The organism is Rheinheimera aquimaris (genome assembly GCF_020531985.1).
Lineage (GTDB): Bacteria > Pseudomonadota > Gammaproteobacteria > Enterobacterales > Alteromonadaceae > Alishewanella > Alishewanella aquimaris.
The window spans coordinates 780,030-803,102 of the sequence record NZ_JAJAVQ010000002.1; the positions used below are offsets into that span (position 1 = coordinate 780,030).

Consider the following 23,073-nt stretch of genomic DNA (forward strand, 5'->3'; position numbering starts at 1 on the left):
TCTTTCAGTATCAGGGTGTGATTAATATTTGTACAGATTTGACGCTGATTGCCTATACTTAATGCCCTGTTGTTTATCTGTGTGGAGGATGGCGACATGTTAAGGCATTACTTTATCAGCAACGACTTAACCGATTTTGTCAAAATAGAATATGAACTGCAGCGTCACGGTATAGACGCTCCGCAAATTCATGTACTGAGCGATAATGATGCGGCGATAGAATTGCACCGCCTGCATGAAGTGGCACCTGTGCTGAAAAGCGACGTTGTGCATGCCACAGAAGTTGGCGCCGTCATCGGCGCAATAGCGGCGTTGTTCATTCTGGCTCTGGCATACATGATGGAGTGGACCGAAACAACCGCTGGTTGGATCCCGTTTATTTTCCTGGCTGTCGTGGTGCTGGGGTTTTGTACCTGGGAAGGCGGCTTTATTGGTATTCAACAGCCCAATACCCACTTCAAGCGCTTTCAGGCAGAACTGCAGCAGGGGCAACATGTGTTGTTTATTGACATTGAGCCAAAGCAAGAAGCGCTGCTTAATGCAGTGATAAAGCAGTATCCGAAGCTGAAAAGTGTCGGTCAGGGTGAGGCAACCCCGGCCTGGGTTGTGCGCAGTCAGCAGCTATTTCGTCGTTTTGTAAAAGTGATGCCCTAAAAGCATCAGCTTTGAGCATTGAATAAACAGGCTGGCTACTACTGCCAGCCTGTTTTGTCTAACGATTAGGCGCTCAGGCTGTCGAAGATATGCAGGAAAGTTGGCGTCTGCTGAATATGCAGATTTACTTTCAGCCGACGGGCAATGTCTTGTGCGCTTATCACGCCGCGGATCTGATGGCTTTCGCGGTCGATGACGACACAGTGTTGCTCGCCACTGGATTGCAGCGTATTAACGACATCAGCAATACTGCATTGCTTTAACTGTTGGTACGCCAGAGCTTTGATGCGTTCGCGCGGACGCATCAGGTCAGCAACCAGAATATCATCACGGCTATCACCGAAGGCGACGCGACGCATAATAGCCTGATCTGACAGCTGTTCCAGATGCAGTAAGCCGACCATTTCACCGTCGTTATCTACGACCAGTTTTAATTTACTCTGTTCTTGTTGCATCATTTCAAGTGCATCACTGGCAGAGCTGGTTGCACTGATCATATTCGGCAGGCTGTGCTTAAAGTCGGTGACAACCGACAGCGCCGGTGAACTCAGAGTTGTATCGTCAAAATCAGCTGGTTGCACTAAATGATCAATAGCTTCAACAGCATATAAGGCTAGTGTTTTCATGGTATTCCTCACAAACCGGCACGCAGAGACCATGCCGGAAAAATAATTTATTGGTAAATAAACAGCCTGGCTGTTCAGAACTAAACAAATTGTGAGAAAAATACCGGTGGCGCGCGCGCCTGATGCAGTGTCAGGCTGGCTGTACGGCTGCCAGATGTCTGTTGCTCAACGGCGTGATTGTGGTTATGGGGGAGTTGCTTGTTGCCTGCAACAGGTAAAACAGGTTGTGGCTCATCTGCGCCGTCCTGAGTTATGTCAGAGGTACATTGTGGTATTTCAGGTGTAACAGCATGAAATTGTGTATCGGCCAGTGGTGACAGCCGTGCATCGTGCACTGCAAAGGCTTGTGGTGTACACAACAAGCTCAGATACAGCATTAAGGCAAAACTACTTAGCCAGCGCACAACGAATAACCTTTTTCAACCCACATTGATCTAAATCAAATATGCTGGCTGTTTACAAATTATGCAAGGCCGACAGGCAGACAATTGCGACAAAGTGCATAAATTTACTGTTAAGAGGTTAAGCTATTACGTTGTCTCTTGTGAGAAGCCATTACGACCGCGCTGTTTGGTCAGGTAAAGCTGCTTATCAGCACGCTCGGTGATACCTGCTTCATAACCCAAACGAGGATCCGCTACTGCAATGCCAATACTGACGCTGATAACGCCATATTGAGACGCCGGATGAGGAATGGCTAGCGCTGTAATGGCGGTCAGAATTTTCTCAGCCACAAAACGAGCGCCCTCGGCAGTGGTATCGGGTAATACCGCGACAAACTCTTCACCACCATAACGGGCAATTAAATCGTTCGGGCGCAGACAGCAGGCTTTCATCGCTGCAGCAACCCGGCGCAGCGCATCATCTCCGGCCAAATGCCCAAGATGGTCGTTATAAAGTTTAAAATGATCAATATCAATCAGCAGCACTGCCAGCGGCATTTGGTGTCGCTTACAGGCAGCCAGCTGCTTTTGCAGGAATTGATCGAAGTAGCGTCGGTTATAGACATGGGTCAGACCATCGATAAACGCCAGTGAGCGTAGCAGATCTGACTGTTTTTTCAGCGTAAGATGCGCATTGACGCGGTGATGCAATGTATTGGCATTGACTGGCTTTTGAATAAAGTCGACTGCTCCTGCCTGCCAGCAGGCATCTTCTTCTTCCTGTTGTTGTGCGGCGGTGACAAAAATAACCGGAATATCTGCTATGGTTTCCTGCGCTTTCATCTGGCGGCAGGTTTCCAGGCCATCCTGCTCGGGCATCAGTACATCCATCAACACCAAATCTGGCAAACTGTCGGTGCAGACTTTAATTGCCTGGGCACCTGAAGTTGCCATCAAAATTTTATAGCTGCCGCCAAGTATCTGGTAAATAACCTGAATATTGATTGGCTGGTCATCAACTACCAGAATAACTGCCTGCTCAGAAAAAGCCGGGAAATCTGACAGTTGAATATCTGACATAGCGTTATTCTGCTCGTTCATGTATCAGTGCCTGAAGTATCGCAGCTGCTTGATCAAATGCCAAGGCTGAGATGGTGTTGTCCAATTGCTCTGCAAGTTGAGGCGTCTTATGCTGTAAAGCAGGTAGCAAAGCTCTAAAGGTTGCCAATGCCTGCATATTGGCTGAAGTCAGATATTTCATTAACAGGTCCAACTGCTGTTGTAACTCAATCTCCGTTAGCTCGATGGTGTCTTGCTCTGTAGCTTTGTGTGCCTGAAGAAGCTGCAGTAACTCTGTTACCTGGCTGTGGCTTTCGTCCAGCAATTTAAGCATTAGCGGGAAGTCTGCTGACGGTTGTTTCTCTTCAGCGGTAAATCTTGCCTCTTCTACTGCCGCTTGCTGTGCCAAAGCACTGAAACCGACGGTGGCGGCTGAACCTTTAAGACTGTGGAACAAGATTCTGGCATCGGCTTTCGCTAACGTATCCTGACGTAAAGTTGTCATGGCCTGCTGCACATCTTTACTGAACTGCTTTAATACCCTCAGGTATAAATCGGCTGAGTTACCCAACCTGGCACAGGCTTGCTCCAGTTCTATCTGATGCTGCTGACAAAATGCCAAAGCAGCGCTGTCGAAGCTGGCAGACGGGCGCTCGGGTAGCTCAGTACTTTGCTGCAAGCTGCAGTAGTGCAGGGTTTTTTGCACCACCTCAGCGACAGAAAATGGTTTTGCGATATGATCCTGCATGCCAGCAGCAAAGCAGGCTGCTTTATCGGTTGGCAGGGCGTTGGCTGTCATTGCAACTATAGGCAAAGTGGTTAGCTGTAAGTGCTGGCGGATAAGCTCGGTGGTTTGGTAGCCATCCATCTCGGGCATCTGAATATCCATCAAGACCAAATCATAACGGTCTGGCTGTTCCTGTAGCATCGTTAATGCCTGCGGGCCACTGCCTGCAATATCAATTATTGCCCCTTGCTGTCGCAGCAATTCTGTCGCTACCAGTTGGTTAGTTACGTTGTCTTCAACCAGCAGTAATGTTAGCCCCGATAACGGTTTAGTGTTTATGTGTTCCGGATTGTCAGCCGGTAAAACAGAATCTCCGCTGAGGATTGCCTGCACCGTATTTAACATGACATCGTGGGTGACGGGTTTCATCAGAAAACCATCCAATAGTTGCTGATAACTGGCCGCGTGCTTGGTCAGCACCTCTTTACCATAAGCTGTTATCATGACAACCAGCGGCGGCGTTTGTACCTGATTATCGTGCTTAAGAAAGCGCGCAAATTCCAATCCATCCATCCCCGGCATACGCCAGTCGACAAACAAAATGGCATAGGGCTCACCGGATGCACAGGCCTGATCCAGCAGGGGAAGCGCCTGTTGCGTGTCCTTGGCGGTATCAGCAAGCCAGCCAAATGACTCCGTCATTTCGCGTAGGATCAGCCTGGCATTGTCATTATCATCCACTATCAGTACTTTCAGGGCAGAGGGCAACGTATTCAGGGCAGGGTGCTGCGCCATTGCGCTGTCTTCAGCTTGCTGCACCAGAATGTCAAATTCAAAAGTACTGCCATGGCCTGGCTCGCTTTGCACTCTGATATTACCGCCCATCAGATTAACCAGTCGCTTACTGATAGCCAGGCCAAGGCCTGTGCCACCATAACGACGGCTTATTGATGATTCGGCCTGATGAAAGCCACTGAAAATAGCTTGCTGCTGCTCTGCCGTCATACCAATGCCAGTGTCTGAAACCGCGCAGCGCAAGGTGAGCATACCGTCCTGTTCCGCTCTGGCACTAATGCTGATAATGACTTCGCCAACTTCGGTGAATTTAATGGCATTACCCGCCAGATTAAGCAATACCTGTTTAATCCGCAGGCTGTCACCAACAATATGTTGGGGTACATCAGGAGCGATATGAAATAACACTTCCAGTTCTTTATCGCAGGAGCCTGATGACAGAATAATACCGATGTCCTGCATCAACGTCGGCAAACTGAAGGTATGTGGATCGAGCTCTAGCTTGCCAGCTTCTACTTTAGAAAAATCCAGAATGTCGTTCAGTAGTAGCAGTAGTGACTTGGCTGCGCGCTGAGTTCTGTCTATGTAGTCACTCTGGCGTTTATCCAGATTAGTATTGGCGACCAACTGCAGTAACCCCAGTATCGCGTTCATCGGGGTGCGGATTTCATGGCTCATGTTCGCCAGAAAATCAGATTTAGCCTTGCTGGCAATTTCGGCTTGCTCTTTAGCTGCTGCCAGCTCTGTTTCGCGTTTAAGTTGCTCAGTTAAATCAAAAGCAATGCCGAGAAAGCCGGTCAGACTGCCATTTTCGTCCATTAGTGCACTGACGTTCAGCCTAACCTGCACTTGCTCCCCTGTTTTGGTGACATAGGTCCAGCGGTTGATGTCCTGCAGGCCAAGGCGTGCTTTTGCCACAAAGGTTTCAAAACCCTCTGGTACTACCCGTCCGAGCTCGCTGCTGAGTACAGCCGCCCGTTTTGCCACTTCGTCAGGCAGGTGAAAAATGCCCGGAGTTTGCGCATTAACCACTTCAACCGCCTGATACCCAAGCAGACGTTCTGCAGCCGGGTTAAATGCGGTAATCACACCCTTGGTGTCCGTTGCAATAATGGCATAGCCCGCACCTTTTAAAATGCTGCGCTGTAACGTGCTGACGCGTGAGATCTCTGCAGTACGCAGGGCAACTTGTTGTTCGAGTTCTGCATTGGCTTGCTTTAGCAGTTTTTCTTCTACCCGTGCCAGCTCCATTTTGTGTTTTGCCAGCTGGCGGCGGCGTAACAGCAGCAGCTGCGCCAGAAAAACAATCAGCATCAGCAGCACGGTCATGGCAAGAATTTCGCGGAATAAGGCGCTGCCAGATGGCAGCCGCAGCGCATTGATAAATGCCGGCGTTGGTACTAATGCCAGTTGCCATTGCCGGCCAAACAATTTCAGCTCCTGTTGCTGCTGATAAATAACCTGTTGCTCTGGTGCCTGGCCATACTGAAAGAACGTTAATTGCTGATGTTCAGTACTGTCGGTAATTTGCAGCATTACATCATCGCGCAAACCGCTGACGGTGCTAAGCACTTCATCGATCAGAATAGGGGCGTAGCTCCAACCATAGAGCTGGCGTAAGCGCTGTTCGGGATCGGATGCCGGGGTAGCTGACAGATATACCGGCATCAGAATTAAAAACCCTTGCTGGGTTTTCTGATTAGCCTGCACTAAGGTGATGGGAGCAGTCAGGCGGATTTCATTATTTAGGGCAGCGTCAAGAGCGGCCTTACGTCGCATGGGTTCTGACCCTATATCCAGCCCCACGGCTTCGCTGTTACGTGCTTCTGGTTCTATATACTGAATTACAAACAAACTGTGTTGGTGAGGTTGTAATTGCTTAATGTTAAAGCTGTAATCCGGCCTTTCCTGCGCCATTCTCTGCAGGAAGCTCTGTTTTTGCTCGGGTGTAACATGGCGGATAAGACCAAAGCCCCTAGCTCCGGGAAACTCAAGTTTATAGTCACGGCTTCGGGTGTATGTTTGCATATCCTGGTAGCTGAACCGTTCAGGAGAAAGGGTCATAATAGCGCCACGCGTGCCCCGTAAGCCATACTGGTACAAGGTCACTTTTTCGCGCACTCCGTCTGTTATCAGCTGTAGACGTTGCATCACCGCTTGCTGAATTCGCTGCTGCTGATCGGCTTTTTGCTGTGTGGTGTAGTGTAACGCAGCGATGTAGCCGGCAACGAAAATAGCCAGTGGCAGCCACAGCGACAGCAGCAGGCTGCGCAGATTTAAGGTACTGCGAATGGCAGTTTGCATCATGTATTGATTGACCTTTGCTCAGGAGGCAAAAACGGCTGCAATATTTCTGCTGCCGCAGAAAAGTTTAATGCAAAAACATGTTGGCTAAAACTGTCAGCCACTGCTTTAGTGAGTAACTGTTTCAATTGTTCCTGGTTGTTTTCTACCAGGTCACAGGCCTGCATATTGTGCTGGCGCAGCAAATAATACAATTGAATTATGTCCAGTTCCGCCTGCCCTGACCCAATATCAGCTTGAAGTTTAGCTATTTCTTGCTGTAATGCGACGCAGCTTTGGCGGTAAATAGAAATAAACTCAGCCAAATCGGTTTCAGACAACGGCAGCTGCTGTTCCAGGGACAGTTCCAGCGTTTTACTGGCGTGTGCCAAATCTTCCGCCCCCAGAGTCGCGTAACCGCCACGGATCTTATGCAGGGTTTGCTGTAACTCTTGCCGTTGCTGCGCTTTAGCATAGCTTTGTATCTGGCTGATATTTTTTTCAGCATCAGCCAGCAATGTACTGATCATGCGAATAAGCTGTGGTTGATGTTGTTGCGACATAGACAGCACAGCCTGGAGTCTGGTGTGGTTAATCAGTGCCATTGTTGTAATCCTGTTACGGGCGTCATTAACAGTTAAGCCATTATTGGCATTTTTATCATACTTCGTCAGCGATTTATTTAATTTTCGTATAGTTTTTCTGCTACGCCTGCACTATAACCAAAATCGGTAAGTATGCAGGATGCAAATATATGGCAGTAAACGACGCTGGACGGCAAGTGATTTTGATAGTTGATGACCAAGCAGGCAATATAGCGTTGCTCAGTGACATTCTGAGTGACCTGGGAGATATCTATTTTGTTGTAGACAGTACACAGGCATACGATAAAGCCTTGGAGTTACAGCCGGATGTCATTTTGCTGGACATCGAGATGCCACAACTTAATGGTTTTGAGGTCTGTCAGCAGTTAAAAAACAGCCCTTTGACCTGCGATATTTCTGTTATTTTTATTTCAGCCCTGACAGAGGCTGAGTTTGAATTCAATTCACTCTCTTACGGTGCGGTAGACTTTATCGCTCGGCCATTCAACCGTGAAATATGCCGCTTACGGGTGCATAACCATTTAATACTGCAACAACAAGCCAGAGCATTAAAACTCAGCCAGCAGCAAATATATGCCGAAAAGCAGCAACTGCAGGTGACATTGAATTCTATCGGTGATGCGGTGATCGCGACAGATGTTGATGGTTGTATCACCTTTATGAACCCGATTGCTGAGCGGATGGCCGGTTGGCGGGCATCGGAAGCGGCAGGCAAACATATCACTGACGTAATGCAATTGCGGGATGCAGACAGTAAGCAGGCCAGCACCAACCCGATAATGCTGGCATTGTCAGAAAAACGCATCGTAGCAATGGCGCTGAATTGCGAGTTAGTCAATCGCAATTCTGCTGAAGCTATACCGGTGGAAGATTCTGCCGCACCTATTTTTGATATTAATGGCGATATGCTTGGCGCCATTATCGTGTTTCATGACGTCGGGCAAGCCAGAGCCCTGGCGACCAAAATGAGCTTTCTGGCCAATCATGATCAGCTGACTGGCTTGCCAAACCGAGTTTTGCTCAATGATCGCATTCATCAGGCGTGTCGCCTTGCTGCGATGATTGATCGCCAGGTTGGTATCATTCTGCTTGATATTGATCAGTTCAAGTATCTGAATGACTCGTTAGGTCATCAGCTTGGTGATGCACTGCTGCTGATGTTGACGAAACGATTGCAGACAGTACTGGAACCCGAACTTACCCTGGCGCGCATTGGTGGCGACGAATTTGTGCTGATTTATCCTGATATAGCGCATATAGAGCAGATCAGTATTCTGGCGCAGAACATTTTACGCGTAATGCGTCAACCTTTTGATATTGAGGGTAAAAAGTACAATATGTCGCTCAGCATGGGTATTAGCCTGTTTCCGACCGATTCAGCAAGTGAAGAAGAGCTGATGCGCCACGCCGACGTCGCACTGTTTAAAGCTAAACAGGAAGGCCGCAACCGGTACTGTTTTTTCTCTGAAGAGCTTGGCCAACGTATGCTGCAGCGTCACCAGCAGGAACAGCATTTACGCAGCGCAATAGAGCACAATAGGCTTGAGGTTTATTTTCAGCCTAAAGTTGCGCTGGGTAGCGGGAATGTAGTTGGCGCCGAAGCATTGGTTCGTATCCGCTCTGAAGATGGCAACATCATATCGCCTGCTGAGTTTATTCCGTTAGCGGAGGAGACTGGCCTGATTGTACCGCTTGGTAAAGTCGTGTTGATAAAATCCTGCCAACAGGCAGCCCTTTGGAAAAATGCAGGCAGTATCTTACCCGTGTCGGTAAATATTGCTGCGGCCCAGTTCACGGACCCCGGGCTGATGGGGCTGATTGAGCAGTTACTGATGGAATGTCAGCTATCACCGGATTTATTAGAACTGGAAGTAACAGAAACTGCGCTGATCCAGGACCCTGAGCGCACTGCGGAGATCCTGAAAAAATTCCGCGCTTTGGGCATTCGTATCGCGATAGATGATTTTGGCACCGGCTATTCCAGTTTGTCTTACTTAAAGCGTTTTAAGGTCGATGTGCTGAAAATAGACATGTCTTTTGTCAAAGACATGCTACAGGACAAAAGCGATTATGAAATTGTCAAAACGATAATCTCGCTTGGACAGTCGATGAACATAGAGTTGATTGCCGAAGGCATAGAAACCGCTGCGCATCAGGCGAGCCTGCAGGAGTTAGGCTGTCTGTACGGCCAGGGCTACTATTACAGTAAGCCCTTGCCGCCAGAACAGTTTATTCAGTACTTACAGGTTGGGAAACACTGACGCTGTTACAGCAGGCTCATGGCAGCTTTTAACATACCGGCTAAGACTGTCAGGGCCGAAATACCACCCAGATACAGAGCCACAAACCACAGCAATTGACTGGCTTTTTTAGTTTCAGCCATTAGTAGCCCTCCTCATAATCTTCTATCTTGCCGCGGAAGATATGATAACCCCACAGCGTATACGCCAGGATTAACGGCAGGAAAATCATAACACCGGGTAACATAAAGCCCAGGCTGCTGTCTGGTGCAGCCGCAGCATAAAAGCTAAGCTGCTGAGGCAACAAGTACGGGTATAGCCCAACCACCAGGCCAGCAAACGCCAGCAGGAATAAACTTGCTGACAGCCAGAATGGCCGGCTTTCATGGCGGTTATTGATAGCCTGCTCGGCGCCGAATTGGCGCTGTACCCGGGCCAAATCGCGAAACAGCAAACGCGCAGCCAATACCGCCAACAGTGGTAACACCATCAATGCCAGACTATAAACCCCACCAAACCAACGGCTGCGGATATCCGGTTGCTGATAAAGTGTCCACAGACTCACCAGCAACATTGCCAGCATGACAAAAATCAGCAGTCTCTGACCGTAACGGGCCGCTTTTTGCTGTATGGCACCGCGACTTTTCATGGTCAGATAAGTGCATGCCAGTAAGGCGTAGCCTGCCATAACCGCCAGAGCAGTGAATAGGCTAAACGGCGTCAGCCATTGCAGACTGGACTGGGTCAGGCTACTGCCATCAACACCTTGTACAATCACGCCCAGCATTAACCCCTGGCAAAAGGCTGCCAGGCTGGACCCTGCCGCGAAAGCACGGTTCCACCAGACCTTAGAGGTATGTGATTTGAAACGGTATTCAAAGGCTACGCCGCGGAAAATGAGGCCAATCAGCATCAACATAATTGGCAGGTACAACAAGCTGGCAATACTGGCATACGCCAATGGGAAGGCACCAAACAAAATTACCCCGCCAAATACCAGCCAGGTTTCATTACCATCCCAGACATGGGAGATAGATCGCATTAAATGATCATGCTCGGCATCGGTATTGAACCAGGGATACAAAATGCCCATTCCCAGATCAAAACCGTCCAGCAATACATACATTAAGATGGCAAAGCCAAGCAGCAGAAAATAAAACAGTGGTAAACCCAGTTGCAATTCCATTATTTTTGCTCCTGTGCCGGGGTAAGTTGTTTGGCCAACGCGACAGCATAACCTGATGCTTTGACGCCTATCAGTTGTTGATGCAACTGCTCTAGTGGCGGCGGCCCCTTGCGGATGAGCTTACGCATAAAATACAGATAAACACCGAACAGCAGGCTGTAAGTCAGCACGAACAATGTCAGCGAGAACAGCACGCGTTCAGCGGGCAGAGGTGTCACAACATCCACAGTGCGTAGCAAGCCATAGACAATCCAGGGCTGGCGGCCAACTTCAACCACATACCAACCGGCAAGCACAGCAATAATGCCGCTGGGGGCCAGATAGCTGCAGAACGTCAGAAACCAGCGGCTGTGATACAAGGTGCCACGCCAGCGCAGGTAGGCACCAAATAGCGCGACCAGGATCATCAACACACCAATACCTACCATCACACGGAACGAAAAGAACACCACCGGCACATTAGGCCTGTCTGCTGCCGGTACAGACTTTAAGCCAGCCAGCTCACCGTCGGCGTCATGGGTCAGGATCAGACTGGCCAGTTTAGGGATGGCCAGTTCAAAGTGATTTTTTTCCGCAACTTTATCCGGCACAGCAAACAACAGCAGTGGCACACCGGCTTCGCGCTCGGGCCAGATCCCTTCCATTGCCGCCAGTTTTACCGGCTGGTGCTGTTTGACATTCAGGCCGTGCAGGTCACCGACAAAGGCTTGTAGCGGCGTCAGCAGCAACGCCAGCCATAGTGTCATTGACAACCCTTTACGTGCCATGGCTTTGTGTTCACTGTGACGCAGTTGCCAGGCACTGGTCGCCAGCACGACAAAGGTCGCGGTGATAAATGCTGCCAGCAGCATATGGCTGAAGCGGTATGGCATTGAAGGGTTAAAAATCACCTGCCACCAGCTGTCTACCTGAAATATGCCGTCCACAATGCGGTGTCCGGCCGGCGTTTGCATCCAGGAGTTAGCCGCAATAATCCAAAATGCAGAAATCCAGGTTCCTACTGCCACCACTACAGTGGAGAGGAAGTGTAGCTTAGGCCCAACCCGCTGCCAGCCGAATAGCATAATGCCAAGAAAGCCGGCTTCGAGAAAAAACGCCGTCAGCACTTCATATGCCATTAAGGGGCCGAGAACCGCCCCGGTAATACGCGAAAACTCGGAGAAATTAGTACCGAACTCGTATGACAACACTATGCCAGAGACCACCCCCATCCCAAAGGTAATGGCGAAAGGTTTAATCCAGAATTTGGCCAGTTGCAGATAAACCGGATTGGCCGTTTTTAGCCATAGCCCTTCCCATATCGCAATAAGCGTTGCTAAGCCTATGGTAATAGACGGAAAAATAATATGGAAACTGATAGTAAAAGCAAACTGTAAGCGGGATAACAGCGCAGCATCCAGTTCCATATCAGTTATCCTTACGCCGGAGAGTGGCAAACACTGCGGGTATCAGCGCAACGCTGACCATCAGTAACAGAGCTAACATTTCAGTCACCAGCAAACTACTATTCATCTTGAGTTCCCGTATCAATTACTACAGACAGTTAAGCTACAGCAAGATACTGACCACTATTTTATAAATAAGTTTTAATTATTGAATTTTATAGAGAATTTTATTTAGATTGCTCTTGTTGTAAACGGAGTTTACACTTTTGGTGATACGGTTCCGTAAACGAGGTTTACAGTGTCTTTAACGCTTGTATTTGAAATCAGCATGATGCTGACCAGCGGCTGCGCGGTATTGTTAGCCGGCTGGCTGTTACTGCAGGGGCAGCGCCAGCGGGCGATGCCCGCATTGGCCGGGTTCGCTGCGATGATGGCGCTGTGGTGTGCCGGGCACATTGCTATAGTGCAACACTGGCATTCGGTGGGTGTGGTACTGGTGTTAGCAAACCCGCTGATGCCAATGTTTTTTCTGCACTTTGCACTGCAGTTTGTCTCGCCAACTGCTGAAATACGACCGCGCTGGCGTCGTCTGCTACCGGCGCTGTATGGCATCAGCCTGCTGGTAATTGTGACCAGCTGGTTTGGCGCCGGCGGTGCAATTACTGCAACGGCAGGTTTTGATGCATTCTTTATTTTTGCCGGTATCGGCTGGTTAAACCTGTTTTATACTGTATTGCTCGGTGTAGCCGCGCATGCGGTACTTTGGCATGGCTGGCGCATTCACAGCGGCAATAAACGCCGCTCTATCGTTGCAATGTTCCTTGCCGGTGGCTGGGGCCTGTTGCTGGCAACCAGTTTTGTGTTTCCGTCTTTGGGCCTTAACTGGTATCCCTATCCGATGCTGTTGTTGCCAAGCTATCTGCTGTTTTTGGTTTATGGCGTGGTGCGCTATCAGGTACTGGCGATTAATGCGTTCGCCAATAAAGCGCTACTGTGGCTCGGCATGCTGTTACTGGTACTGGCGCTGATGGCTTTGGTTAGCGCCTTGCTGGGTCAGCTTGGCATGCAGGCACTTGCTGCTGTGCCAGCCAGTCAGCTCTGGCTGTATTCTGCGTTATTGCTGTTATTGTCGGCTGCGTGTTACCGGCCTATAGCAGCATTAGCTCGTCGCCTGATTTATCCCGGAGGCCAGTTAAGTGAGCCTTTGCTTGCGCATTGGCGCTCACAGCTGCAGCAATGTGATAGCTGGCAGGCGCTGGCGGAGCTGGCCGCTGCTTTACTGTCTGCCCAGCTGAGACAGAAAGTTACGGTGCGCTTGCCTGAGGCCGGTCAGCAGGGCAGCGACCTGCATATTCAGTGTTTACGCACTGAGCAGGGCTGGCTTTATCAACTGACCGGCTGGGACGATGTTACACCCGGCTATCGGCTACAGGGCGAGGTGTTTGCTGCTTTATTGCTGAGTAACTGCCGTATTCTCGAGCAATCCCTGAAACTGGCAGAGGCTGAACGTAAAAGGCTGGATCAGCAACATCTGGTTGAACTTGGTGCTTTATCTGCAGCCATGGCGCATGAACTACGTAACCCGCTGAATATCATTTCTATGGCAGCAGCTACAACTCTGCCGGATACGCGTCAGCATATTCAGCAGCAGCTAAAACGGGCAGACCGCCTAATCGCCGACTTGCTAAGCTACGCTGGTCAGTTGCAACTGCAGTGCAGCCTGGTGCCGGTAAAAGCCATGCTGCAAAGCGTGATGAGCCAGCAAGACTGGCAGGGAGTTGAATGCCAGCTCGATGTTCCTGATGAGCTATTGCTATGGGCCGACAGTTACCGCTTGCAGCAGGTTTTCGTCAACTTGCTCGACAACGCTCTGGCATTTTGCCGCAATCAGAGCGATGCAAAAATAAAGCTTTGTGCAAAGGTCGGGCAAAATAAGGTGCAACTGTTTGTGCATAACAACGGCCCGGCTATTCCCACCGCACAACTGCCAGGCCTGTTTCAGCCTTTTGTCAGTAAACGCGCCGGAGGCAGTGGTCTCGGGCTTGCGATAGTGCGGCGCATTATGCAGGCTCATGGTGCAAAGGTACAACACAGGTCTGATTTAGGCTGGCCTGTGAGTTTTGTACTGCAGTTTTTTAATCAACAACAGGGTACAGAAAATGAGTAATGGCAAGATCCTGCTGGTAGATGATGAACCGGCTTTTCGCCAGCTGGCACAAAGCTGGCTGAATCAGAGCGGGTATCAGGTAGAAACCGCAGCCGATCTGAGCAATGCCCGCAGCAAGCTTGCTAGCTTTGATGCTGATTTGATTTTGCTTGATTTGTCATTGCCGCCCCAGTTTGACCCGCAGCACACTTTAGAGGCGTTGGCTGATTTTACCAGCCGGCCGGTAATCATTCTAACCGGCCATGCAGAGCGGCAGTTAGCGCTTGATGCGATAGCCCGTGGCGCCTGGGATTTTATTGCTAAGCCGGTCGACCCGGATTTGCTGGCGGTAGTGATTAAGCGTGCTCTGAATAAACATCAGCTTGACAATGAACTAAAACAGTTAAAGCAACGGGTCAGTGCGGGTGGCACCGGACGGCTGATTGGTGTGTCTGCGGCAATGGATGCAATGCGTACTCTGATCCAGCGTATAGCACCAACCGATGTCAGGGTGTTGGTTACCGGACCGTCCGGCACCGGCAAAGAGGTGATATCCCGAGCGTTACATGAACTTAGTCAGCGCTCTGATAAACCTTTTGTGTCAGTGCACTGCGGCGCTATACCGGCCGACCTGCTGGAAAGTGAGTTGTTTGGCTATGTTAAAGGTGCTTTTACCGGTGCAGATAAAGACAGGCCGGGATTATTGAAACTGGCTGATAGCGGCACTTTGTTTTTGGATGAAATTGGCGAGATGCCTCTGCCGATGCAGGTCAAGTTGCTACGGGTGTTACAGGAAGGCACCTATTTCCCGGTTGGGGGCCGTGAGCAGCATAAAATTGATATCAGACTGATTTCGGCGACTAATGCAAATTTACCTGATTTGGTTAAGAAAGGTTTGTTTCGCGAAGATTTGTATTACCGTATTAAGGGTATTACGCTTGAAACCCAGGCATTAAGTGAGCGCAGCCAGGATATTCCGTTGTTGTTACAGTTTTTTCTGGAGCAGCTGTCAAAACAACATGGTCAGGCTGTGCGGTTGGACAGTATGGCATTGAGCTGGTTTTTGCAGCGGGACTGGCCTGGCAATATCCGCGAGCTGAAAAATACGCTGGAAAGCGTGGCTGCTGTGGCGCAGGACGGCGTGATCAGTATGGCCGATATCAGTCTGTTGCATCCGGACGCGTCAGCCGCGCAACTGCAGAACCTACAGCCGCAGCAGGGAGACAGCCTGCTACTGGATGAAGCAGTACAGGCGCTTGAAATCAGATTAATTAAACAGGCTATGCAGCAAAGCAGTGGCAATAAAAGCAAGGCGGCGCGTTTGCTGGGGTTATCGCGGCAGGGCTTACTTAAGAAAATTGACCGCTATCAGCTTGCCGTATAAGGTGGGCGAAAAATCAGGGAGACACCAATGAAAGCAGTAGGTTATCAGCAGTCGTTGCCAGCAACAGATGACAAAGCATTGCAGGATATTGAGTTACCCCAGCCAGTTGCCAGTGGACGGGATATCTTAGTGCGGGTAGAGGCGGTTTCGGTCAATCCGGTAGACACTAAGGTGCGCCTGCGGGTAGAGCCTGAAGCCGGTCAGTATAAAGTATTAGGTTGGGATGCCGCGGGCGAAGTGGTGGCAGTGGGTGAAGATGTCAGCCAGTTTAAACCGGGTGATAAAGTATTTTATGCCGGTTCACTGACGCGTCCGGGCAGTAACAGCGAGTATCAGCTGGTCGACGAGCGGATTGTTGCGCTGATGCCAGAATGCCTGAGTTACGCAGAAGCGGCGGCGTTACCGCTAACCGCCATTACCGCATGGGAGTTGCTGTTTGACCGGCTGGAAATTCAGCAACCCAGTTTAAAGCATCCGCGCCCGGTATTACTCATCACCGGTGCGGCAGGTGGTGTTGGCTCAGTGTTAATTCAACTGGCCAGGCAGCTAACAACAGCAACCATTATCGCTACGGCATCAAGGCCAGAATCCAAGCAGTGGGTCACCGATCTGGGTGCCCATTATGTGTTGGATCACAGCCAGTCTTTAACCGCTCAGTTAAAAGAGCTGGATTTGGATTGCGTGAGCCATGTTGCCAGTTTAACGCACACTGATCAGCATTATGCAGAGCTGGTGCAGTTACTGGCGCCACAAGGCAAACTGGCGCTTATTGATGACCCGACAGGTGGCATTGATATTATGCCGCTGAAGCAAAAAAGTATCTCTTTGCATTGGGAGTTTATGTTCACCCGCGCCATGTTTGCTACGCCGGATATGATTGCTCAACATCAGTTATTAACGGATCTGAGCCGGCTGGTGCAGCAGGGGCAGGTTAAAACCACACTGAATCAGGTAGCTGGTACAATCAATGCAGCGAACCTGCGCAAAGCGCATCAGTTACTGGAAAGCGGCAAAGCTATTGGTAAAGTTGTGCTGGCAGGCTGGAAATAATAGGCTGACTATCCAGCCACCTTCGACGGTGGCTGGGAAGATACATCAGGCGATTTGCTGATCGTCGTTAAAGCCGCTGTACCAGGCTTTAAACAATACTTTTTCTAATGCCTGTTTTAATGCTTCATTAATGGGCAGATGTTGTTTGCCCAGTTCATAGTCCAACTCATTTACCTGCTCTTTCGCCATGATCATCATCGGCGGCGGGTCAGATTGCATCGCGATCAGCGTGTCCTGATAAGGTTGTGGCCGGTCTGCTTTTATCACCTTACATACCGATAGCGACGTTTTTCCCTGTTTGTCACGATAGCCTGCCGCACCGAACAGCCGGCAGATACTTGGCCGCTGCTGGTAAACGCTGCACTGGCCCTGTTTGCCGTCAAATGACAGCTTCTGGTAAAAAAAACAGCCCTGGGGCTCTGTTAACTCTTCGAGTTGTGTCAGTGTTTGTTCCGCTTTACCTTGATCGAACAAGTGTAACGCCAGCGGGATCATTTCCAGCACCGTTGCTTCTATCGTCGGTTGCAAACAGCATTCACCGCATCCAGAACGGCAATTCAGGCCGTACTGTTGTTGGTAAGCTGAAAATGTTTCCGCTATTTCGCCATACACAGCCTCAACACGACGCGATAACTCACGCAGCCGTTGCATAAAGACTCCGAACGAAATAACTATTAATTTAGGTTTGCCTGTTTAGAAACGGCGAGATGCCGCTGTGGCATTTTACTGAGTTGATTAATCTGTCAGCAATAGGGCAGTGAAAATATATTTTTAATCCATCATATTTGCCAGCGGAGAGGGCCGGGCTATGGCATAGCCCTGGGCATAGTCGATACCGACCATCTTCAACGCCAGCAAAATATCATTGCTCTCGGCAAACTTGGCAATAGACTGCAAGCCCATCGCCCGGGCGACTTCGTGTATCGACTTCACTATTGCTTTGTCATAGTGATCATCAAGCAGATCGCGGACAAAGTGGCCATCAATTTTAATAAAGTCGGCCGGAAACTGTTTCAGATAGCTATATGATGAAAAGCCACTGCCAAAATCATCCAGCGCAATCAGGCAGCCCCGGCTGCGAAAATGCTCAATAAATGCCAGCGTGCTTTGCAGATTCACCAGTGCCACACTTTCACTTATCTCGAAACAGATACGGTTAAACGGAATGGCGAAGTGTTCAAACATTTGCTGCACATCCTGCATAAATACCGGGTCAAGCAAAGAGCTGCCAGACAAATTAATATGGCACAGTTGCAGGTTATCCAGATGAGCGCTGTGTTGTTGCAACCAGCGGAAATAATGCCGGATCACCCAGCGGTCAATTTGTGGCATCAGGCCATATCTCTCGGCAGAGGCGATAAAGCTGGCCGGAGGCGTCAGATTATCGGTATCGTCTTGCAGGCGCAGTAACAGCTCGTAATGTAAGCCCGCTGCTGGTTGCGTCAATGCCTGTATCGGTTGCTGATAAATGACAAAACGGTCTTCCTGTATTGCCTGGCGCAGTTGCGTTACCCAGCTGACTTCTGCCTGGTGTCGCTGTGTATCCTGATCGGTGCTGTCAAATAACTGTATGCGGTTTTCGCCTTTGTCTTTGGCGATATTGCAGGCAGTTTCTGCCTTTTTCAGAATGATTTCTGCGGAGCTATCTGTTGGTTGGATCTCTGCAATACCGATACAAACACTGATGCTGTGAATACTATCCTGCCAGATAAAGCGGAATTCACGTACAGCATCCAGCAGGCGGTAAGCCAGCGAAAACGCTTCGTTAGCATTTTTACCTGCCAGTAAAATACCAAATTCATCGCTGTCGAGCCGTGCCAACGGGCCATTGTGATGAGCGGCCTGTTTCAGCACTTCGCTCAGTTGTTTTAGCAGCGCATCTGCTGCACTGTGGCTGTAATTGCTGTTAATCAGGCGGAATTTGTCTACATCGATATAGAGCACACAGCCTTTGCCAACCCCGGGCTGTTCGCACAGGCTTTGTAACTGCTGCTCAAAATAATAGCGGTTGTACAGCGCAGTCAGGGCATCATGATTTGCCAGATACGCCAGCTGTTCGTGCACCAGTTTTTGCTCGGTAATATCAATCACAGAACCGTGAATAAAGGCTTTTCTGTCCTGCTCAGACTGTGTCAGGCACACAGACATCAGTGCCCAGAAAGGGCTGTTATCAGCGCGTAAGCCGTGTATTTCAAAGCGCTTGCGACTGCCCATTTCTAACTGTTGCAGCACGTGTTGATACTGGCCGGGGTCGGCGTAAAAGCGTGCCATACCATCGCCTGCTATGGCCTGCTTTAATTGTTCTTCGTTCTGATAGCCGAGAATATGCAGCAAGGCACTGTTTGCACTGAGCAGGCGACCATCAATTGTCGTGATGAACATGCCTTCAACCGCATTGTGGAAAATATCGTGATAGTTCTGCAGCTCAGCCAGTGTGGCTGATGATGCCACAGGTTTTAACTGAAATTTGTGCAGGTTAAAGCTGGTCAGTGCCAGACACAGCAAGACCAGAGAGAACAGGATATATGACCAGTTAAAATCGGCGTGTAGATAACCCGCCTGGCTCAGCGTCAGCAACAGCGCACATATAATAATAAAGACGCAGGCCCAAACAAAACTTCGCGCTTGTGGATGCCCCTGTAAGCTTAAACGAAATGCCAGCAGCAGGTTGCTGCCAAGCACCCAGCATATCGCAAAAAACAGCAGATACAGCCTGAGCTGGCCGCCGGCAAACAGCGGACTAAACAATAGCAACAGCGCAACAAAATTACTGATATGGTTGCTCAGGTGCCACCAGCTGCCAGACAGCGTCTGCACCGCATAACGTACAAAAAGGTTCAGGCACAGCAGGTTAACCCCAACCACTATATATAAAATAGCCTGATTGATCTCCGGGTAGCCGGGCCACAACAGCGCAAACGCCATGCCGTTAAGTACTGCAATTGTCAGCGCAAAGCTGACAAAAAAACCGGCGAAATACAGATAGTGCCGTGCTCCGGTTTGTGCCAGCAGTATCAGGTTGTACAGTGCAAGCAACAGCAAAAAACCTTGTAGCAAGCCATCAACCATGGCCTGGCGCTGTTTCGCTGCGCTGAAGTGGTCTGCCTGCCATAACCGGAGCTCGCTGGGTATTACTGCTGCATCCTGAATTTTGAAGAAGATGTCTGCTTCTTCATCCGGCGCCAGTGTGATGGCGGCAGCAAAGCTGCGATAAGGCAGGGCGCGCTCACTGAACGGATAGTCATTGCCGGTACGGCTTAACAGCCTGACATCCTGATGTTCACGGTCTACCTGATAAATTTCAATTTTATCGGCCAGCGGAAACTCATACTCCAGCACAGTGTGCAATGGTCTGTTGCCGCTGTTCTTTAATCGCGCAAATAACCATACTGCCTGATGTTCGCTGAACAACAGGCGCTGAGCAGGTGTCAATATCTGAAAGCTGTGGTGATACAGTGGGTCGGCCAGCAGGTCGTCTATCGTCTTGTCAGCGGGAATTACCTGAAAATAAACCTGATGCAGAGACTGGCGCCCGAATGGCTTATCCGCCAGATGGTTTACCTGCGCATGAAAAGCAAACACATTGCAACTGAGCAACCATAACAGCAGTAAAACTCCATGCTTGGCTACTCTCACGCGCTATACTCCCTGAAACACATTGAATTGTTAATGAATTGCTGGCTAAACAGTAACATACAGCCCGTTAAGGTGTCAGTAGAAAAAACTGCTCATTTTCACTGTCGGCTGCAAATAAGCGGTAGGGTATTTATCCTGTATGCGGGATCAGTAACTTAGGGTATAACTAGAATAAACGACATTTATAACACACTACATTTTACGGGGAGTTGATATGAAAAGTCTGATACTGGGATTAAGTGTGCTGTTGCTGTCTGGCGCAGCAACTGCTGCAGATGTAGATGCCGGCAAAGCTAAAGCCGCTGTATGCGCAGCCTGTCATGGTGCCAATGGTATTTCTGTTATTCCTGACTACCCGAATCTGGCAGGCCAGAAAGTCAAATATCTGCAAAGTGCTATTAAAGCGTACCGGGATGGTGAACGGAAGAACCCCATTATGTCGCCAATGGCCGCCGGCCTGACCGATACCGACGTGGAGAATATCGCCGCCTATTTTGCCAGCTTACCGGCTGGTGGCTGATTATCCGCCGCCAGATAATCACTTATTTCTGCAATAAAATCTGCGCCGTAGCGTGCCAGCTTGGTCTGGCCGACACCGGAGATCGCCAGCAGGCTGCGGTTGTCTGTCGGTAACTGCTGACTCATCTCTATCAGGCTGGCGTCACTGAACACGACAAATGGCGGTACGTCATCGCGCTGGGCAATGTGCTTGCGCAGGGCTTTTAGCCTTGCAAACAATGCCCGGTCGTACTGTTGCTTAGTCAACCGCTCCGGTTCACGTTTGACACTCTGTAACCGTGGTACCGCGAGTGACAGAGTATTTTCACCACGTAGTACTGCCCGGGCCGCTGGCTGCAACTTTAGTACTGAATGCGCGGTAATGTCCTGCTGCAGTAGACCGCAGTGAATAAGCTGGCGCAGTATGCTGAGCCAGTAATCGTGACTTAACTCTTTGCCAATGCCCCAGGTTGATAGTTTGTCGTGCTTAAGCTCAGTAATTTTCTGGCTCAGGCCGCCACGCAATACCTCTATTACATGGTGCATACCAAAACTCTGGCCTACCCGATAAACACAGGACAAGGCTTTTTGCGCCAGTTCTGTGCCATTAAACTGCTGTGGTGGCTGCAGGCAGGTATCACAGTTACCGCAGGGGGTTTGGCGGGGCTCACCGAAGTAATTCAGCAGCACCAGCCGCCGGCATGTCTGGGCCTCAGCAAAGGCCGCCATCGCCAGAAAGCGCTGCCAGGTTACTTCGGCCCGTTGCATATCTTCTTCTGCATCAAGCAGGCGTTTCATCCTGCCGATATCAGCCGGGTCAAACAGCAGCAACGCTTCTGCGGCAACGCCATCACGGCCGGCTCTGCCGGTTTCCTGATAGTAAGCTTCTATGGTGCGCGGTAGCTCAAAGTGCACGACAAAGCGGATGTTGGATTTATTGACACCCATGCCAAAGGCCACGGTTGCCACGATGAACTGGTAATCATCGCGTTTAAAAGCGTCCTGTACCGCACCGCGCTCATCACTGCTCATGCCAGCGTGATAAGCTGCCGCATTAAAACCACGTTGTTTTAGCTGCTCTGTCAGCTCATCCACTTTGCGTCTTGAACCGCAGTAAATAATGCCGCTGGCACCTTCCTGCTGCTGCAGGTAGCTGACAAGTTGCTCTAGCGGGCGGAACTTTTCCTGCACGGTATAGCGGATATTGGGCCGGTCAAAGCTGCCCTGGTAAATGTAAGGTTGCTGCAAATTAAGCTGCTGTACAATGTCCTGCCGGGTTGCGCTGTCGGCTGTAGCGGTAAGCGCCATAACAGGTACATGGGGAAAACGTTGCTTCAACAGTGCCAGCGCCATGTAGTCGGGCCGGAAATCATGCCCCCACTGCGAGATACAATGGGCTTCGTCAATCGCAAACAGACTGACGCCAACATCTTGCAGCCGTTCAAGAAACTGAGGTTGCAACAGGCGCTCTGGTGCTACATACAGTAATTTGAGCTCGCCGCGTCGTAATCTGGCAAATACCTGCAGCACCTGCTCACGGCTTTGGCTGCTATTGACAAATTCGGCGGCGATACCGTTTGCCTGCAGTGAGTCAACCTGATCTTTCATCAGCGACATTAGCGGCGAAACTACAATGGTTACCTGAGGCAGCATCAGTGCAGGTAACTGGTAACATAATGATTTACCACCCCCTGTCGGCATTAATACAAAGCTGTCCTGTCCCTGCAGCGCAACGCGGATGATCTCAGGCTGGCCATCGCGAAACTCACTATAACCGAAGGCTTGTTTTAGCAGGGGCAGTAAATCGTCTGTCACGTAAAACCAGTTGTCAGAAAAAATAAGCCGCCATTCTAAAGGGAAACGCAAGGTACAGAAACAACAAATTGGCGTAAATACTTGCCTGTGACGAAGCGTGCGGTAGACTGAAGCAGTCCGACTAAAGGTCTTACCAGTGAGAATTCCATGCATAACAGCCCGTTACTACCAATGATTACCCAGGCTTTTGACCAAATGCCGTTTAACCGTCTGCTCGGATTAAAAGTGACCCGTTTCGCAGAAGAAGGGGTCGAAGTGTGCTTTGACTGGTCTGAGCAACTGATAGGTAATCCGCTGCAAAAAATTCTGCACGGCGGCGTGATTGCCTCTGTACTAGATGTTGCAGGTGGCATAATGGCAGTGTCCAGCGCGCTGGGACGCTTAGCGGATGTTGCACCGGCAGAGCTTGCCGAGCGGCTTGGTAAAATGAGTACCATAGATATCCGCACCGACTATTTACGTCCGGGGCGGGGAGAGCGGTTTATTGCTACCGCCCGTGTTATCAGGGCAGGCAACAAAGTGGCAGTATGCAGGATGGAGCTACACAACGAGCAAGGCATGCACATTGCGCTGGGCACCGGCACTTATTTAGTTGGCTGAC

Annotated in this window: 17 protein-coding genes; 7 read left to right on the forward strand and 10 right to left on the reverse strand. The window is 50.0% G+C overall.

Annotated features, from left to right (window positions below; genetic code table 11):
- The first annotated feature begins 96 nt into the window (after positions 1–96).
- Positions 97–654: an NAD/FAD-utilizing enzyme gene (locus LHL18_RS08440; protein WP_134052345.1), complete on the forward strand. Its 558-nt coding sequence runs from the start codon at positions 97–99 to the stop codon at positions 652–654.
- Positions 655–719: 65 nt separating this feature from the next.
- Here the strand turns inward: LHL18_RS08440 and LHL18_RS08445 are convergent, their stop codons facing one another.
- From LHL18_RS08445 to LHL18_RS08465, 5 genes are all read right to left on the reverse strand, one after another.
- Positions 720–1,280, reverse strand: a complete 561-nt coding sequence (locus tag LHL18_RS08445; RefSeq protein WP_134052343.1) for a CBS domain-containing protein — start codon at positions 1,278–1,280, stop codon at positions 720–722.
- Between the two features lie 80 nt (positions 1,281–1,360).
- Entirely contained in the window at positions 1,361–1,684 is a 324-nt protein-coding gene (locus tag LHL18_RS08450) for a hypothetical protein (protein WP_226766592.1), read from the reverse strand.
- 126 nt (positions 1,685–1,810) lie between these two features.
- Positions 1,811–2,764 carry a diguanylate cyclase gene (locus LHL18_RS08455; protein WP_226766594.1) on the reverse strand — a complete coding sequence of 318 codons (954 nt, stop codon included), beginning with the start codon at positions 2,762–2,764 and terminating at the stop codon, positions 1,811–1,813.
- Entirely contained in the window at positions 2,748–6,551 is a 3,804-nt protein-coding gene (locus tag LHL18_RS08460) for a CHASE domain-containing protein (protein ID WP_226766596.1), read from the reverse strand. The genes LHL18_RS08455 and LHL18_RS08460 overlap by 17 nt, the downstream gene beginning before the upstream one ends.
- Entirely contained in the window at positions 6,548–7,132 is a 585-nt protein-coding gene (locus LHL18_RS08465) for an Hpt domain-containing protein (RefSeq protein WP_226766598.1), read from the reverse strand. The genes LHL18_RS08460 and LHL18_RS08465 overlap by 4 nt, the downstream gene beginning before the upstream one ends.
- Before the next feature lie 149 nt (positions 7,133–7,281).
- On the opposite strand from LHL18_RS08465, the gene LHL18_RS08470 reads away from it, so the two are divergent.
- The gene (locus LHL18_RS08470; RefSeq protein ID WP_226766599.1) at positions 7,282–9,393 is read left to right on the forward strand and encodes a GGDEF/EAL domain-containing response regulator; all 2,112 of its coding nucleotides are present in this window, start codon (positions 7,282–7,284) and stop codon (positions 9,391–9,393) included.
- 121 nt (positions 9,394–9,514) lie between these two features.
- Here LHL18_RS08470 and cydB read toward each other — a convergent pair whose 3' ends face one another.
- Together cydB and LHL18_RS08480 are read right to left on the reverse strand one after the other, a co-directional pair.
- Positions 9,515–10,558: a cytochrome d ubiquinol oxidase subunit II gene (gene cydB / locus LHL18_RS08475; RefSeq protein ID WP_134052335.1), complete on the reverse strand. Its 1,044-nt coding sequence runs from the start codon at positions 10,556–10,558 to the stop codon at positions 9,515–9,517.
- A complete protein-coding gene (locus LHL18_RS08480) occupies positions 10,558–11,964 on the reverse strand; it encodes a cytochrome ubiquinol oxidase subunit I (RefSeq protein ID WP_226766600.1) in 1,407 nt (468 codons plus the stop codon). The genes cydB and LHL18_RS08480 overlap by 1 nt, the downstream gene beginning before the upstream one ends.
- Before the next feature lie 277 nt (positions 11,965–12,241).
- On the opposite strand from LHL18_RS08480, the gene LHL18_RS08485 reads away from it, so the two are divergent.
- Genes LHL18_RS08485 through LHL18_RS08495 form a run of 3 tightly spaced genes read left to right on the forward strand, consistent with a single transcriptional unit; the run spans position 12,242 to position 16,523 of the window.
- Positions 12,242–14,110, forward strand: a complete 1,869-nt coding sequence (locus tag LHL18_RS08485; protein WP_226766602.1) for an ATP-binding protein — start codon at positions 12,242–12,244, stop codon at positions 14,108–14,110.
- Positions 14,103–15,473 (forward strand): sigma-54-dependent transcriptional regulator, encoded by a 1,371-nt coding sequence (locus LHL18_RS08490; protein WP_226766604.1) that lies wholly within the window; start codon positions 14,103–14,105, stop codon positions 15,471–15,473. The genes LHL18_RS08485 and LHL18_RS08490 overlap by 8 nt, the downstream gene beginning before the upstream one ends.
- Before the next feature lie 27 nt (positions 15,474–15,500).
- A complete protein-coding gene (locus LHL18_RS08495; protein WP_226766606.1) occupies positions 15,501–16,523 on the forward strand; it encodes a zinc-binding alcohol dehydrogenase family protein in 1,023 nt (340 codons plus the stop codon).
- A 45-nt stretch (positions 16,524–16,568) separates the two neighbouring features.
- Here the strand turns inward: LHL18_RS08495 and LHL18_RS08500 are convergent, their stop codons facing one another.
- Positions 16,569–17,174 carry a YkgJ family cysteine cluster protein gene (locus tag LHL18_RS08500; RefSeq protein ID WP_134052326.1) on the reverse strand — a complete coding sequence of 202 codons (606 nt, stop codon included), beginning with the start codon at positions 17,172–17,174 and terminating at the stop codon, positions 16,569–16,571.
- A gap of 120 nt (positions 17,175–17,294) precedes the next feature.
- A complete protein-coding gene (locus tag LHL18_RS08505; protein WP_226766608.1) occupies positions 17,295–20,159 on the reverse strand; it encodes an EAL domain-containing protein in 2,865 nt (954 codons plus the stop codon).
- Between the two features lie 214 nt (positions 20,160–20,373).
- On the opposite strand from LHL18_RS08505, the gene LHL18_RS08510 reads away from it, so the two are divergent.
- On the forward strand, positions 20,374–20,679 hold the full coding sequence (locus LHL18_RS08510) for a c-type cytochrome (protein ID WP_134052322.1): 306 nt from the start codon (positions 20,374–20,376) through the stop codon (positions 20,677–20,679).
- On the opposite strand, the gene recQ is transcribed toward LHL18_RS08510, so the two are convergent.
- Positions 20,649–22,472, reverse strand: a complete 1,824-nt coding sequence (recQ, locus tag LHL18_RS08515) for a DNA helicase RecQ (RefSeq protein WP_226766610.1) — start codon at positions 22,470–22,472, stop codon at positions 20,649–20,651. The two genes, LHL18_RS08510 and recQ, sit on opposite strands and share 31 nt — an antisense overlap.
- A gap of 147 nt (positions 22,473–22,619) precedes the next feature.
- Here recQ and LHL18_RS08520 point away from each other — a divergent pair, with 147 nt between their 5' ends.
- Complete coding sequence (locus LHL18_RS08520) at positions 22,620–23,072, forward strand: thioesterase family protein (RefSeq protein ID WP_226766611.1); 453 nt, start codon at positions 22,620–22,622, stop codon at positions 23,070–23,072.
- Position 23,073: the final 1 nt, after the last annotated feature.

Coding starts and splice junctions, on each gene's coding strand:
- LHL18_RS08440 (WP_134052345.1), top strand. CDS start 97: ATGTTAAGGCATTACTTTATCAGCAACGACTTAACCGATTTTGTCAAA.
- LHL18_RS08445 (WP_134052343.1), bottom strand. CDS start 1,280: ATGAAAACACTAGCCTTATATGCTGTTGAAGCTATTGATCATTTAGTG.
- LHL18_RS08455 (WP_226766594.1), bottom strand. CDS start 2,764: ATGAACGAGCAGAATAACGCTATGTCAGATATTCAACTGTCAGATTTC.
- LHL18_RS08460 (WP_226766596.1), bottom strand. CDS start 6,551: ATGATGCAAACTGCCATTCGCAGTACCTTAAATCTGCGCAGCCTGCTG.
- LHL18_RS08465 (WP_226766598.1), bottom strand. CDS start 7,132: ATGGCACTGATTAACCACACCAGACTCCAGGCTGTGCTGTCTATGTCG.
- LHL18_RS08470 (WP_226766599.1), top strand. CDS start 7,282: ATGGCAGTAAACGACGCTGGACGGCAAGTGATTTTGATAGTTGATGAC.
- cydB (WP_134052335.1), bottom strand. CDS start 10,558: ATGGAATTGCAACTGGGTTTACCACTGTTTTATTTTCTGCTGCTTGGC.
- LHL18_RS08480 (WP_226766600.1), bottom strand. CDS start 11,964: ATGGAACTGGATGCTGCGCTGTTATCCCGCTTACAGTTTGCTTTTACT.
- LHL18_RS08490 (WP_226766604.1), top strand. CDS start 14,103: ATGAGTAATGGCAAGATCCTGCTGGTAGATGATGAACCGGCTTTTCGC.
- LHL18_RS08495 (WP_226766606.1), top strand. CDS start 15,501: ATGAAAGCAGTAGGTTATCAGCAGTCGTTGCCAGCAACAGATGACAAA.
- LHL18_RS08500 (WP_134052326.1), bottom strand. CDS start 17,174: ATGCAACGGCTGCGTGAGTTATCGCGTCGTGTTGAGGCTGTGTATGGC.
- LHL18_RS08510 (WP_134052322.1), top strand. CDS start 20,374: ATGAAAAGTCTGATACTGGGATTAAGTGTGCTGTTGCTGTCTGGCGCA.
- LHL18_RS08520 (WP_226766611.1), top strand. CDS start 22,620: ATGCATAACAGCCCGTTACTACCAATGATTACCCAGGCTTTTGACCAA.